At 46.3% G+C, this 13,520-nt stretch carries 14 protein-coding genes; 8 read left to right on the top strand and 6 right to left on the bottom strand.

Features of this window, described 5'->3' with window-relative positions:
- Positions 1-4: 4 nt before the first annotated feature.
- From K5Q92_RS17150 to K5Q92_RS17140, 3 genes are all read right to left on the bottom strand, one after another.
- Positions 5-196, bottom strand: coding sequence for a hypothetical protein (locus tag K5Q92_RS17150; RefSeq protein ID WP_220770162.1), 192 nt, complete (start codon positions 194-196; stop codon positions 5-7).
- A 293-nt stretch (positions 197-489) separates the two neighbouring features.
- Positions 490-2,076, bottom strand: coding sequence for a peptide chain release factor 3 (prfC, locus tag K5Q92_RS17145; protein ID WP_220770135.1), 1,587 nt, complete (start codon positions 2,074-2,076; stop codon positions 490-492).
- A 256-nt stretch (positions 2,077-2,332) separates the two neighbouring features.
- Entirely contained in the window at positions 2,333-2,980 is a 648-nt protein-coding gene (locus K5Q92_RS17140) for a LexA family transcriptional regulator (protein ID WP_000854920.1), read from the bottom strand.
- A gap of 117 nt (positions 2,981-3,097) precedes the next feature.
- Between K5Q92_RS17140 and K5Q92_RS17135 the strand changes: the two genes are divergently transcribed.
- The 7 genes from K5Q92_RS17135 to eexS are packed head-to-tail and all read left to right on the top strand — an operon-like array spanning position 3,098 to position 6,773.
- Positions 3,098-3,349, top strand: coding sequence for a helix-turn-helix domain-containing protein (locus tag K5Q92_RS17135; RefSeq protein WP_024015942.1), 252 nt, complete (start codon positions 3,098-3,100; stop codon positions 3,347-3,349).
- Between the two features lie 55 nt (positions 3,350-3,404).
- A complete protein-coding gene (locus K5Q92_RS17130) occupies positions 3,405-4,274 on the top strand; it encodes a hypothetical protein (protein ID WP_024015941.1) in 870 nt (289 codons plus the stop codon).
- Positions 4,261-4,923 (top strand): DUF6475 domain-containing protein, encoded by a 663-nt coding sequence (locus K5Q92_RS17125; protein ID WP_024015940.1) that lies wholly within the window; start codon positions 4,261-4,263, stop codon positions 4,921-4,923. Before K5Q92_RS17130 ends, K5Q92_RS17125 begins: the two co-directional genes overlap by 14 nt.
- A complete protein-coding gene (locus K5Q92_RS17120) occupies positions 4,910-5,458 on the top strand; it encodes a lytic transglycosylase domain-containing protein (RefSeq protein WP_024015939.1) in 549 nt (182 codons plus the stop codon). The genes K5Q92_RS17125 and K5Q92_RS17120 overlap by 14 nt, the downstream gene beginning before the upstream one ends.
- On the top strand, positions 5,455-5,754 hold the full coding sequence (locus K5Q92_RS17115) for a flagellar transcriptional regulator FlhD (protein WP_000210563.1): 300 nt from the start codon (positions 5,455-5,457) through the stop codon (positions 5,752-5,754). The genes K5Q92_RS17120 and K5Q92_RS17115 overlap by 4 nt, the downstream gene beginning before the upstream one ends.
- Positions 5,751-6,284 (top strand): FlhC family transcriptional regulator, encoded by a 534-nt coding sequence (locus tag K5Q92_RS17110; protein ID WP_000566755.1) that lies wholly within the window; start codon positions 5,751-5,753, stop codon positions 6,282-6,284. The genes K5Q92_RS17115 and K5Q92_RS17110 overlap by 4 nt, the downstream gene beginning before the upstream one ends.
- Positions 6,285-6,341: 57 nt before the next feature.
- Positions 6,342-6,773, top strand: a complete 432-nt coding sequence (eexS, locus tag K5Q92_RS17105) for an entry exclusion protein EexS (RefSeq protein ID WP_024015938.1) — start codon at positions 6,342-6,344, stop codon at positions 6,771-6,773.
- A gap of 32 nt (positions 6,774-6,805) precedes the next feature.
- Here eexS and K5Q92_RS17100 read toward each other — a convergent pair whose 3' ends face one another.
- The 3 genes from K5Q92_RS17100 to K5Q92_RS17090 are packed head-to-tail and all read right to left on the bottom strand — an operon-like array spanning position 6,806 to position 12,714.
- Entirely contained in the window at positions 6,806-10,375 is a 3,570-nt protein-coding gene (locus K5Q92_RS17100) for a conjugal transfer protein TraG N-terminal domain-containing protein (RefSeq protein ID WP_064497034.1), read from the bottom strand.
- 3 nt (positions 10,376-10,378) lie between these two features.
- Positions 10,379-11,767, bottom strand: a complete 1,389-nt coding sequence (locus tag K5Q92_RS17095; RefSeq protein ID WP_024015936.1) for a conjugal transfer protein TraH — start codon at positions 11,765-11,767, stop codon at positions 10,379-10,381.
- Between the two features lie 2 nt (positions 11,768-11,769).
- The gene (locus K5Q92_RS17090; RefSeq protein ID WP_024015935.1) at positions 11,770-12,714 is read right to left on the bottom strand and encodes a thioredoxin family protein; all 945 of its coding nucleotides are present in this window, start codon (positions 12,712-12,714) and stop codon (positions 11,770-11,772) included.
- Positions 12,715-12,981: 267 nt separating this feature from the next.
- Here K5Q92_RS17090 and K5Q92_RS17085 point away from each other — a divergent pair.
- The coding region (locus tag K5Q92_RS17085) for a hypothetical protein (protein ID WP_220770134.1) at positions 12,982-13,520 on the top strand (539 nt) is incomplete at its 3' end.

Genomic DNA, 13,520 nt, shown 5'->3' with positions numbered 1-13,520 from the left:
GCCTTTATTTTCCGTTAAGTTCACGCTTAGCAGCGCCTTCGGGTAAAGGACTTGGTTGTGCCTCAGCCCTCAACTTAATACTAGTCAGTTCCGGTTCTGATAAACGCGGCGCGCAGCTGCGGCGATTCTCAGGCGTTAAGCCCATAGCATCACACCACTGAATGTACTTAGCCCAGACATTTTTTATAAACTTCATATACGCCCTCCTTTACCCTTGAGTTTATAAGCCCTTTCGATATAAGTGCAAGGTACCTAAGCTAATACCAATCAGTATAAGAATTTACAAGTTTAGTGAATGCACTGTGGGCCTGAAGCTCGCTATTCTGAAACGTTTATTGCGGACAAGCATTCTTTCCGCTACTGCCTTGAAACTGCTTGCCAAAAACCGCCATGAGTCAAGCAGCCGCTTATGCTGACTTGGGTTAATAAAAAACAAAACCCCAGGCAATGCCTGGGGTTTTAGCGATGGATCCCTTAGCGAATACTAGTTTAGTTTTCGCGTGTCTTAGCGAACTCAATATCAGGATAACGTTCCATCGAAAGATTGAGGTTAACCATAGTAGGCGCAATATAAGTCAGGTTATCACCACCGTCTAAAGCTAAGTTTTGGCTACACTTACGGGTAAACTCGTCCAGTTTCTTATGATCGTCACAGTAAACCCAACGGGCAGTCGCAACGCTAATCGCTTCGTAAATAGCCTCAACCTTATATTCGGTCTTTAGACGGCCGACAACCACTTCAAACTGCAGCACACCTACGGCACCTACAATTAAGTCGTTGCTATCGAGAGGTCTAAATACCTGTACTGCGCCCTCTTCAGAAAGCTGTACAAGACCTTTAAGCAGCTGCTTTTGCTTTAATGGGTCTTTTAGGCGAATACGACGGAACATCTCAGGCGCGAAGTTAGGCACACCAGTAAAGCGAAGTTTCTCGCCTTGGGTGAACGTATCACCTATACGGATAGTACCGTGGTTATGAAGACCAATAATATCGCCAGGATATGCAGCTTCAGCACGGTTACGATCACCCGCCATAAAGGTTAACGCATCGCTGACGTTCACATCTTTACCTAGACGCACATGGTGCATCTTCATGCCCTGTTCGTAACGACCTGAACAGATTCGCATAAAGGCTACGCGGTCACGGTGTTTAGGATCCATGTTTGCTTGGATCTTAAATACGAAACCACTGAATTTTTCTTCTTCTGGCTGTACATCACGGGCTTCGGTTTCACGAGGCTGTGGTGTCGGAGCCCACTCAACGATACCGTCAAGGATATGGTCAACACCAAAATTACCTAATGCAGTACCAAAATAAACTGGCGTCAACTCGCCTTTTAAGAACAATTCATGATCGAATTCGTGTGATGCGCCAACAACCAGTTCCATCTCGTCACGAATATCGGCAGCGTAACTGCCAATCGCTTCGTCAAGTTCTGGGTTATTAAGCCCTTTAATGATACGAGATTCTTGAATGGTATGGCCCATACCGCTTTGATAAAGAATAACTTCATCGCGCAATAGGTGGTAAACACCTTTAAACTCTTTACCCGCACCAATTGGCCAAGTAATAGGAGCACAGGCAATATTGAGAACTTCTTCAACTTCGTCCATCAATTCGATTGGGTCACGAATATCACGGTCAAGTTTGTTCATGAAGGTCACGATTGGTGTATCACGCAGACGCGTCACTTCCATTAACTTAATAGTACGTTGCTCAACACCTTTCGCCGAGTCGATAACCATCAAGCATGAGTCTACCGCCGTTAATGTACGGTAAGTATCTTCAGAGAAGTCTTCGTGACCTGGGGTATCAAGCAAGTTAACCAAAGCATCGTTATATGGGAACTGCATTACAGAGGTTGTAATCGAGATCCCGCGATCTTTTTCCATCTCCATCCAGTCAGACTTAGCATGCTGACCTGACTTTTTGCCTTTTACCGTACCCGCTTTCTGCAACGCGTTTCCGAATAAAAGAACCTTTTCAGTAATGGTGGTTTTACCCGCATCTGGGTGAGAGATGATAGCAAAGGTCCTTCGCTTATTGATTTCATTAAGAAAATCTTGGTTTGCCATGTATAAATTCTTTTAGTTTGTACACGGATTTGTACACACTTTTGGAAGTACTCTCTTTTCAGTTCTTCGCTTGTCAAATCCGTCGTGTTAATCGTAATTGGCCGCTATTTTCGCTGATCTTGACTTTATAAACAATCAATGGTTATCTAATCGGTTACCATTTACTCTCAGCGTGCACCAATGCTCAGTTGTAGCTGTTTGCAATCGTTGCTTCTTCAGCTAATGAACAACTGTGGCTAAACCACAAATTCCTTCGCTACCAGAAATCGATGATAGCTTGTCGTACTACACCGATGATGGTGCAGTTGCCGTTGATCGGTATTGCAGGGTATTGCGGGTTCAAAGGTTTTAGATACTTCTGTTCACCATCAATAACCAACTGCTTAAAGGTTGCTTCTTTCGAATCATCCAAACGCGCAACAACCAATGAACCTGAAGAGTAAGGTAACTCAGGATCAACAACGATCACTGCCCCCTCAGGTATGGATTTTTTTCCGCTTGGATTTTCCATACTGTCGCCTTTTACGCGAAGTGCGAAACAACCCTCATGTGCTTTCCCAGTGACTTCACGCCACTCCTCAGCATCTTCATGGGCAAATCCCTCCGCTATTTCAGTCCAATCACCGGCCTGAACCCAGTTAATGAGAGGAATTCTTCCCTTAATATCAGGCCCGACTTCTACATTACCGACCCCCAAGCCAATCTCGCCATCACCTGTGGCGAGCCAATGAGCATTCACGCGAAGCGCCTCCGCGATCTGCATGGTGTAACGAGACCTAGCCGATTTACCAGAGCAAATCTGGCTGATCGACTGCTGTTTGATACCAATGCGACGAGCCAACTCAGACTGAGTTACCCCAGTAAGCTGCAAGGCATGGTTTAGTCGTTCGGATAAAGTTTTCATAAGCCCGCATTCTACAAATAAAACTGTAGTCTTTCAACAATTTTAACTGTTGACTTATCTACAGTTTAAACTGTAACATTCAATCTTGTAACAGTTATTATTGTAATAGGAGACGGTATGGAAGTGTTCAAAACGACACAAAAACATCTCCGCCGTGCCATTGACTTGGTCGGCGGGCAATCAGCATTAGCAAGAGCCATCAACTCAAAACAGCAAAACGTCTGGTTTTGGTTGAATAAATCAGGGCGTGTTCCCGCTGAATTCGTTTTACCCATCGAACAAGCTACGCAAGGACAGGTAACCCGATCTCAGTTAAGACCGGACATCTATCCCGAATGCCCAAGCGAGCTGAAAGCCAGTAACCAGTAGGATTAAGGGCAAGTAATGGTCAGCATTTTACGTAAACACAGAAGCGAGTACCTCCATGCGTGATTATGGCAAGGTCTATACCCGCTTTTGGCTAAAGCAAAACGTTTTGTCCTGGAGTGACTCTGCGAAGTTGCTAGGACTGTATTTGCTTACATGCCCACATTGTAATTTGCTTGGCTGCTTTCGACTGCCGATTGGTTACGTTGCTTCTGACTTGAACTGGGATGAGCAACAGGTTGCCAAGGCGTTAAGTGAGTTAGAACAAGATCAGTTCCTGATTCGTTGCGAGGGATCTGGTTGGACTTTGATTCGAAGCTTTCTGAAGCACAACCCAATCGAAAACCCAAACCAAGGTAAGGCAGCCTTTCGGTTGCTTAAAGATGTACCTGCCGACTTCGTTGGTATGGCATCGCTTTTGAAATCTCTTGCCGCTTTTCAAGCTCGGCTTCCAGAAGAATTTTCATCATTGTTTATGCCTGATGGCAACCCGGTAAGGGACTCTCAACGGTCGGATGACTCTGAGAGAAGCAATAAACCAACAGTTAAAACTGTTGACCAGATACAGTTTGAAGACTTCTGGGATGTACAAATACGCAAAGAAAAAAAAGCGAAAGCCAAAGAAGAATGGCTACGCATGGGCCTCAATGAAGACCATGAACTCGCCTTGGAAGTGCTAACACGCTGGAAAGAGCAACGAGACAACCGATTGCAGTATCAAGATCGGACTAAGACCCCTATGCCACATAACTGGCTTTTAAACCGGCAATGGGAAGACGAGTACGTTCGCATTGATGAAGTACAGCAATCATCGACGAGCCTAAAGGGCAGCAATCACCAATTGAATATTGAAGAAAGCAATCGCCGCATTGCTGAAAGCTGGGCCGGACCAGGTATTCGGGAGGTTCGTTCAAGTGCAGGAGGTTGATAAACGCGAGTTTGCTGAAATTTGGGGAGCAGCTTGGGCCATGTATGGCAAAAGCGTATCACCGCAATTGCTATCCATCGCATTTGAAGCCCTTCGTGCTTATAGCATTGAAGAAGTGCGAATCGGTCTGACTCGGCATATTCAATCACCGGATACTGGGCAATTTTTTCCAAAGCCCGCTGACGTCATCAAGCATATCGACGGCAACTCAGGTTCAAGAGCCATGGTTGCTTGGAACAAAGTTGACAAGGCTGTTCGTCAGGTTGGCGCTTGGACATCCGTGATGTTTGACGATGCGCTTATCCACCGCGTGATTTCAGACATGGGTGGATGGGTTGAACTCTGCAAGGTTGATGACAGGGAATACCCCTTTAAGCAAAAAGAGTTTTTAACACGCTACCAGGCTTACTTGCTGCGGGACGAAGTGGGTGAATACCCAAGGCTATTACAGGGTATTGCAGACCATCAGAACCAGCAAAAAGGATTTGATATGCAAGCGCCGGTTGCCGTAGGCGACTGGTCAAAAGCGGCACAAGTTTATACGAGAGGCATCGCCGACTTTAGCGCAGTGCCATTAAAAAGAATAAGCCCGAAAGCCATTCAGGCGCTTCTCGGAAATCAATTAGAGGACAAAAATGAAAACGATTAAAGCAAAAACCATTGCCCTAGTGATAGCCATGTCCGCAAGCACTTCAGTCTATGCGTTTCCGGGCTATCAGTGGGAAAAAGCAGCACATAGCGTTGGTATTGATCCAGTCATGCTCTACGCCGTTGCCTTGGCTGAGTCGGCCTCACATCGTGGTCTCAACATGACCAGTCCATGGCCATACGCAATTCGCAATGGTTCAAACGCAACCTACGCCAAATCTAAGACAGAAGCAGAGCAACTGTTAAACCAGGCACTGCAAGAGACTGAAAAATATCAGCTCGATATTGGCCTTATGCAAATCAATTTGCATTGGCATGGGCATCGGGTGAGCTCAGCAGCGGAACTGCTAGACCCCATCACCAACCTTACGGTCGGCTCAAGTATTTTGGCCGAAGCAATCAAGTCTTCACCAAATGATTTAGAGCTTGGCATAGGCCGCTATCACAGTTGGAACGAAGAGCGTGCACGCTGGTATGGGCAAAGAGTGCTTTCTATCTATCGCAATATTTTACATGAACTGGAGGTCCGTCAATGACAACCAATCAACAAGACTTCTATCAATTAAATTTGGCGTACCTACACGCAGCACGAGAATTGGCGCGAATTGATCCGCAAGAGGCCGTCTTGCGCTTTGGACTTACACGCGACGTGGTTGATGCTCTGATTAATGCTGGTGTTGACGACCTGCAACGAGTGGCGACCTCATCATTCATGCTGTTTCAACCAAGGGGTAACCAAAGCCAACTGATTGAGATGGTGAAGAGCAAAGGCACAGGTATCCCAAGAATCGCTTATTTATTATCAACCCTAAACAACAAGGGGGATGCATGATTGATAACCTGTCCAAAAGTGAGCTATTTACCCGAGCCTCGCTGCTTATTAAATACGGATTTCGAACAACCATTATCGCGCTCGATACAGGTTTGCCAATCCACATTATCAGAAGGCTCCACAAAGAAGTGACTGGCAAGTCACCTTGTCCTGGTCAATTGCCAGAATCTGATGCCATCGTCAAAAGCAGAAGAGCATTAGTTGAAGGCTCCCTGCTTATGGCGCTTTATGTCAATATTGGTGGTGATAATGTCTACAAGCAATTAAATATCGATGCTTTGATGAAGGCTTACGATGCGTATTTGGTTGCAAGAAAAGAAGCAGATCTTCCAGCTGAGATCCCCTGGAAAAAACTGACCATCAATGAAGGTTGGGTTCTAGCTCGTGATTTAAGATCACAGCTTGCATCCTTACACCGGTGTCGATGCGGCAGTCTGTATTTGACGGTATCACAACAGCGCATTCAGCTTAAATGTCCTGTGTGTGAGATTATGGCCGAGCAAACCACTAGAGCACTTTTTGAGAACTAACATGCAGATGCATGATTTGATTGTGCACCTCCCGTGCACTTTGAGAGTACTAAGAAGATGACAAACTTACTTAAATCTTTACCAGCACGCTGCTGGTTTATATCACTGGGGCTTTTTCTGGCGACTTTGGCTGCGGCTCATTTCTTTCCTTCAGAAATATTAACGGCATCTGCCAAGTTAGCGGCTTTGCCATTTCTGTTCTGCACCGTCGTTTTTTTCAGCTACTTGGGTTTCAAAGCGACCTGTAATCCCATCGGACTTATAGCCATAATCACTATGCTTGTAGCAATCGCATATTGGCAAGCGAGTTGGACAATTGTTGGTTTGGGACTCTCTTTCTTAGCTATTTGTACTGGAATTAGATTCTTGAGTAGCCAAGTTAAAGATTCGGGTAGAACTTTGAGCATTGAAGAAAAATGGTATTGGTATAAGCTCCATTCGTTTTTTGATGGCTTTTATCCAAGGTATCCCAAAAAGCCAAAAAAATAGCCAGCCAACCACAAGCTGGCTACCTTCTATTTTCAGTTCCTTCCTGATGCCTGGTTATAAGCCCTAATATCGATCAAGTTGTTCTGAGCATAATCTCCCGCAAGCGATGCATTTGAGATCACCGCTATCTGCTTATCCACAAATGCTTTATCTTCTTCAGACACACTGTCAGGGATGTAAGCGCCACTCTCATCCTTTTGACGATACTCATTTAGCATTTGCTCCCTTAGACCTAGCATTTCAGGCGACCAACTCGATGAGTCTTCAGAGTTGAATACGCGTCCCGCCAAACCTTCATTGAAAGCTTGAGCGAACACTTGACTTTGAATCGGGGTCAATCCCATTCTCTGCCCTTCGCTGTATGCTTCCTGTTTGAAATCATCGGCATACTGTTCTAAGAACTCACCATATCGATTGTTAACTGCCGCACCAAATGCCCCCGCCAACATGGCTTCAGACTTAGTGCCCCAGTTTACTTCGGAGGCATACTGCGAACTCGATCCACTGTATGCATCATTAAACGCCGTCAATGGATTTTCCAAAGAGGTTCCGGCATCAACGGCGGCTTTTAACCCATCCCAGGTTGATTTGCTGGCCACCGTTGCGTTGTGCAAGAAACCTCGTGAGCCAGGATCTTCAAGCGCTTGTTCTTTGTAACTCTCATAGTCTTCGCCAAAGTGATTCAAGGTATGCAGAGCTGCATCAGTATGCTTGCCACTGAAATCACCAATAGCACTGGCGCTGTTGAAGAACATTTCAGCACCAGAAACTCCGCTATCATCAGCCATAATGCGTGATCGCCACTGAGATCCAGCTTCACTGTTTAGTCCAGATTGATAGGTACTTGTGTCAGTAGCTACGGCCTGCTGAGCTTGCTGCTGATGCGCATTCAACTGTCCATCTATACCAGACAGATTGGTTTGGTAAGCCGATTGAGCTGCGTTGAACTGAGTTTGAACTGTTGCTGCATCCTCGTAGCCGCCCAATACACCCGATTCAACTTGGCTTTGAGTACCACCAAAAGTAGGTGCAGTTGATGACAAGCCTTCATTTGAGCGCGGCTGAATTGATCGTAAATCGGCTCCGGTAGCCATGGCCATAACCGTCATTGCAGCTTGATAATCATTGTCGCGTTCAGCGGGCGTTGAAGAGTTGCTATAGGTTAAAGACTCCATAGCTGCCGCTACATACGCCTGATTATCATCAGGTAGCAAGCGCTGATACATTGGAAGGTTTTCACGTAAACGGTTACCTGCTTCAACATGCTGGTTCATATAGCGACCTAAATAATCCATGACTTCAGGATTGTCCGCCGCTAATCGGGTTAACGTCGCACCATCAGTATTTCTTTGTCCTGATAGACTGTAGCTGGCCTGATCAAGCTCACTAAAGCGATTTGATGCCGTGACAACGTCTTGTGCTGAACTCTGAAGTGACTGATAGTCTTGGTTAGACAACGACATTTCAACGCCAGAACGTCTTGAATCTGAAAGGTCCTTAACCATCGCATCGCGATACTCAGCACGTCGTGAATCACTTAATGCCAAGCTTTGCATCTCCCCAGTGAGCGTATTTGCGGTCGTAGATCGAGAACTGCCTTCTGACGACTCAACTTGGCCACTAAAGTTACCACCTAAATCCAGCCCTGCTCGTACCCTTGATAGTTTTGGTACACGAGATGAGTCTGGCTTATCGACTCCTGGCAAGTTGCCCTGTGGAGAATCATTGCCGCCAGTACCAAGAAGCCTTCCAAGAAAGCCCTTATCAGCAACTTCTTTCTCACCGGGATTAGTAATGGTTCCATCGCCACCGACCCTTAGGCCTCCCGATAGCACGCCCGATACCAAGCCACGTACAGCATCTTTTTTATCGTCTCCAAAACCATACCGAGTTTGCAGGTCATCAGTAACCTGATTAACAACGGCGCTAGATGCGGAGTTAGAAGAACCAATCTGACGTCCAACCGAAGAAAGGTTGTCGTAACTTAGCTTTTCACCAAAGGTTCGACTCATGGTATTGCCAACCTGACGGCTAAAGGCTTGAGTTGCCTGAGTCATGGATTCTTTTGCAGAGCCGACCATTGAACCCACTGCGTTTCCGACAGAGAAACTGCTTAGTAGGTTTGACGCGCCGGTCATAGCAGAACCAGTGAGGGCTGAATTTTGGAACATTGACTGTGATTGCATTACCGGGGCATTTTTCGCGACATCTGGACTTGCCAGCTTTTCATCAATGGCATCACCGTTTTGTAGACGCCCAGCCAAGTGGGTAGCGGTTATTGCTGAGCCATAAACGAGCATGAGCGAAATCGCCGGAACACTCGACGCCAACATGCCGCCAGTAGCTATCCAGGTTTGCAGCACTGAATCCATCTGCATCATCCCAGCAAAAGATGGCACTTCTGTACCTGCAAAGGCATCAAGAGCAGACATTTTCCCTGCAACGGTTAAATGAATATACAGGTTAATGATGGCCATGACAGGCATCCAAAGTTGAATCCAAAGCAGGATTAACAAGTACTTCCCAGCCATTCGCATCCCGATTTGGCCAAGGGCTATCACAAAGGCCATCAATGGGGTGATGGCGTAAATGAACCCCTCAAAAAACGTCATCATCGGACGAACGATACTCTGGAACAGGGTCTGCTCCGCCGCCCATTGCGTATTACGCTGCTCAATCGCTTGGTTAACCATAACGGCTGCGGTGAAAGCTTGATCATCCATATACTTGCCCGTCACGCTTTGCTCATAAATAGGCAAAAGCACTGACGCGGTCATATACTCTTGGGTGTTAACCGAAGCCAAACCAAGGTTATTCAGTGCATTTCGGATCACGTCATCAGTGTCCGTTGCTGACGAAGTCCCCAATGAGGCTGACAGAACCTGTTTAAGCCTTGGAATGAAGGTTGATTCTGTCATGAGTTTCAGTTGGCTATAGGCATCGGTGCAGTCCAGATCGCTACTGCTACCACTGAGCATGATTCGAGTGCCATAAATGCGCGAATCAAACCTAATCGCTGTCATCGGGTTAGGATCACTCAGCACCTGATCGAGGTTCTTTTGGCCGATGTCGATACCAATCAAGGTGCACTCTTTGATGTAGTTAAACCACGATTGCTCGATGTCCGAGCCGCCGACACGATTTGCATCACCCAACCCAGAGCGATCCATCACCTGTTTTCTCACTTTAATCAGTGACTGTAAACTGGATGCAAAGCCGTATTCCGTCATCGCGGGAGTTGAGAAGGCGGTTTCAAACAATCGCGTGATTTGAAAGCCAACAGTCGAAATCGTACTACCTGCGGCAGCAACACCGATGGGCACATTATCAACCACTCGAACTTGTCCGGTGTACGCATCCTCAATGCTCACTCGGGTACTGGGTCCAAACATGGTTGCAAAGACTAGCCATGAGACTAAAACGTGTTGAAAGTTAATCCCACGACCGCCTTGCATTAAGGCCTGGACAGAGACCATCAATACCCCAATGAGCAAGCCAATGCGAACCATTGAAGTAAAATCGCCTGTACCAGTGATCATCGCGACAGCGTTCAGGACCTGCTCTAAAAAAGCCGAATCCCCGATGGAATAGATTTCCCACATGACCTATTCCCCCAGCGCCGTAGATTTAACGGTGTAATAACGCTGTTTGCGAATGGTCTGTATCACCTGGTTAAAATGTGCCAGCAACTCTTGCTCTGAGCCGTATCTTCGCTGCAACGCGGCGTACTCCTCATTGATTTGGCGACGTGCACGTTCAAGGTCTTCCGTTAATAACTTCGCATAGGCATGATCTTCCACACCGGAGGTACTTCTAGCTGCATTGAGCATGTCTTCAACTAATGCTCGGGCCATCTCAACAGCAATAAATGGTGCCGCTCGTGAAGCAAACGACCTAGCGGCCCCTTCATTTAATGCAGAAAGAGTTCGAATCATGCCCCCAATGCTGGCAGGAGCCGAGGTCATAAAAGCCTTTTCGGTGGCGCTAGCAGCCCCTGTATTTCGAGCAAACTTAAAAATAATGCCGTTACTAGAACCTGTACCAAGAAGTAAATTTTCTACCTGAGTTGATAACCCGGTAAGAGTCACGTTAGTGATTATTGGGTTCAGACAACCGTCTTGCGTCACTGTGTCACATCGGTACATAGCGACGTTACCGCCATGAATTAGATGTTCAATAGTCACTTTATTGCCATTCAGTCTGGTCAGTTTTGGGGCTTTACCTTGACCATCAGCCGCATTCGCTAAATCACCAACGATGATCGAGCCCGTCACGGACATAACCGCTTCAAGAAAACGGTCATCCCCAGATGCAAACCAGCTTGATGCCGAGTGACGTTTCAATGCTCGCCAAACCAAATTACCTTTAATCGTTTTGTTCACATCAGATGCCGCGACACTCGAAGCGTTCTCATATGGGTTCTTACCATTGGATTCACTCCAACTGGTAAAAATGTCTCCAGCCCCTTTAAGTGAGCTCAACATGCTGGCCTCTGTTTGCCCCTTCTTACCAAAAGCAGCTAGGGTATCGTTCACGACTCCCTGAGCCATTTGACAGGAATTGCCAAAATATTCGTTCAACTGCTGGATTTTCTTTTGCAGTGTCTCCATGTGCTGGGAGCATTTCTCACACATAGCACTGAGCGCCAATTGGAATGCATATCCTTTGGCGTTTGCAGCAACAGAGCGAAGTAATTGAACAAACTGATCCGCGTTAACAAATGACAAACTTCCCGCGAACATATCAATGCCGCCACAACCGGCTTGGAATGACGGTGGCACCATAGAGACGAGGTTCTCGTTCATGATCCTGTTACGAACAACAACGCTTCCTCCAGATATAACGCCACGCCGCTGACTCTCGAATACACCAGGCGCAGTGGTGTTGGTCATTGAACCAAACAACTGGTTCATCTCCTGTTGCAAGCTTGCTTGGCTCATAGATGAAAAACCAATCGCACAGGCGATTAGCGATACTCGGATTACTTTTTTCATTGTTATAACCCTCCTTGTGCACGCAGATAGCGAACAAGGAACTCAGGGTCCTGTAATATCTTTTCGTTAAGCTCTTGGGCTGACATCGCGAGTGACACGCCGGGTTGAACAGGTCTGGTGGCATAGTAAGTTTGATCGTCAATCCAACCGGCTTGATGGGCTGCGAGAATGATTCGATTATTGAGCTCATCAAGGCTCATTGCGCCTTGTCCAATCGGAGTAATAACGTTAGGCGGGTCAACTAAGAACACGGCAGGGACAGTCGTAACGGACAAGGATTGGGCTTGTCCTGAATCGACTTTGTAATTGGGAAACTCTCCACCGGGTAAAGGCAAGCCATCGACAGCAATAGCAAACACCTCGAACCCATAGTTCAAGGCCATAGATTCGATGATAGGCGCTTGAGCATGGCAATAAGGGCAATCCGAACGATAGAAAAAGAACAAACCAGCCCGCTTCGCTACTTCACCTAAAGCTACATCACGTTGAGCGCCAGCTTCTCGATCCATCCGATTGGCAGCATAGGTCGCCAAGGGTCTGCGACTGATTTCATCCAAAACAGGATCGCCCATGACCACCTGCTGACTAACATCAGCAAACTGTGAGCCCTTATCCATCATGACGCGCTGGAGATACAGATAGGCTCTGACGTTCTCATTCGTCGGCTCATCAATTGCCTTGTCCATGAACGATTGCATATGCTCTCGGAACCATGCGGCACTGAAGGGCTTTAGTTCGCTCTGACTGGACTCCACGACACCAGTTTCCGGCTCTATCAGCTCATCAGGCTGCTCAGGTTCAGGAATAACCTGATACCAAAACCAGCCTTCCTGACCACGCTGATAGAATGGTCCATCACTGGCATGGGCGGGCAAGATGAATAGCAAGAAAATAATGATTGGGATGGTCACCCATAGGATGAACCAAGGGAACAAGGGGGTTCTCATTGTCAGCTCCAGAAAATTTCATAGAGCTAACATGCTAAAGATCCCCGTCAGGGCGATTAGCCAGATAGATGAATGAATCGTGTGTGTTTCTGACTAGCTGTCTTGACCAGTAACAGCTAACTTTAATGAGCCAAAAATATGGTTTTCCGTTTTGAGCTAGGAGCGGACATCGAACTATCAAACTTTGCAGAGGAAATATAGCTGTGGGTTAACTTTTAAAGAGTGATCGTGTACATTGGCCAGATTAAATCAAGATGACACTTTTTTATGGCAGTAGAGACTATCAATAGGGAAGCTGGAGACTCTGGCAAAGGCTTTAGATTACAGCTCATAAGGGCGATTAAGCTCATGCTGCAAACGATTCAGCAGGATAGAAGTACTGTATTTTTTACTGCGGTGGAAAATCTCGAAGATGTTTCCCATCAGACTATTGTAGATGGAGAAGTCAGTAATTACTTCGAAGAAGACAAGAATTATGACTTGAATGGCAATTTCACAATTTTTAGTCCTCCGGTTATAAATACGTTGGTCAGTTTTTATGACATCTATGTAGATCAATTTCGCACCAGCAACAGCGTATATTTGGGCTTTTACACGACGAGGGATGTCGGTAAGGAAAGAAAATCCAAGCTCAATAGCGGTAAAGAAATAGCTCTACCAGAAAAACCAATTTTAGAAATTCTTCAATCGTTTGATGATGTTTCAGACGATACAATTAATTTAGTAAAAGAAATTCTTGTTGAAGAGTACGCTTCCCAATATAAAGAAAAGCCTAAGTCAGGAAACTTAGAAACGCTTCGGGGTCT

It is taken from the genome of Shewanella sp. MBTL60-007 (assembly GCF_019654915.1).
Lineage (GTDB): Bacteria > Pseudomonadota > Gammaproteobacteria > Enterobacterales > Shewanellaceae > Shewanella.
Note: the sequence above shows the minus strand (reverse complement) of the source record. Positions and strands in the feature narration are given on the sequence as shown.

Excerpts from the sequence above, each read along its gene's own strand:
- prfC (WP_220770135.1), bottom strand. The coding sequence starts at position 2,076 with ATGGCAAACCAAGATTTTCTTAATGAAATCAATAAGCGAAGGACCTTT.
- K5Q92_RS17140 (WP_000854920.1), bottom strand. The coding sequence starts at position 2,980 with ATGAAAACTTTATCCGAACGACTAAACCATGCCTTGCAGCTTACTGGG.
- K5Q92_RS17130 (WP_024015941.1), top strand. The coding sequence starts at position 3,405 with ATGCGTGATTATGGCAAGGTCTATACCCGCTTTTGGCTAAAGCAAAAC.
- K5Q92_RS17090 (WP_024015935.1), bottom strand. The coding sequence starts at position 12,714 with ATGAGAACCCCCTTGTTCCCTTGGTTCATCCTATGGGTGACCATCCCA.
- K5Q92_RS17135 (WP_024015942.1), top strand. The coding sequence starts at position 3,098 with ATGGAAGTGTTCAAAACGACACAAAAACATCTCCGCCGTGCCATTGAC.
- eexS (WP_024015938.1), top strand. The coding sequence starts at position 6,342 with ATGACAAACTTACTTAAATCTTTACCAGCACGCTGCTGGTTTATATCA.
- K5Q92_RS17150 (WP_220770162.1), bottom strand. The coding sequence starts at position 196 with ATGAAGTTTATAAAAAATGTCTGGGCTAAGTACATTCAGTGGTGTGAT.
- K5Q92_RS17110 (WP_000566755.1), top strand. The coding sequence starts at position 5,751 with ATGATTGATAACCTGTCCAAAAGTGAGCTATTTACCCGAGCCTCGCTG.
- K5Q92_RS17095 (WP_024015936.1), bottom strand. The coding sequence starts at position 11,767 with ATGAAAAAAGTAATCCGAGTATCGCTAATCGCCTGTGCGATTGGTTTT.
- K5Q92_RS17115 (WP_000210563.1), top strand. The coding sequence starts at position 5,455 with ATGACAACCAATCAACAAGACTTCTATCAATTAAATTTGGCGTACCTA.
- K5Q92_RS17100 (WP_064497034.1), bottom strand. The coding sequence starts at position 10,375 with ATGTGGGAAATCTATTCCATCGGGGATTCGGCTTTTTTAGAGCAGGTC.
- K5Q92_RS17120 (WP_024015939.1), top strand. The coding sequence starts at position 4,910 with ATGAAAACGATTAAAGCAAAAACCATTGCCCTAGTGATAGCCATGTCC.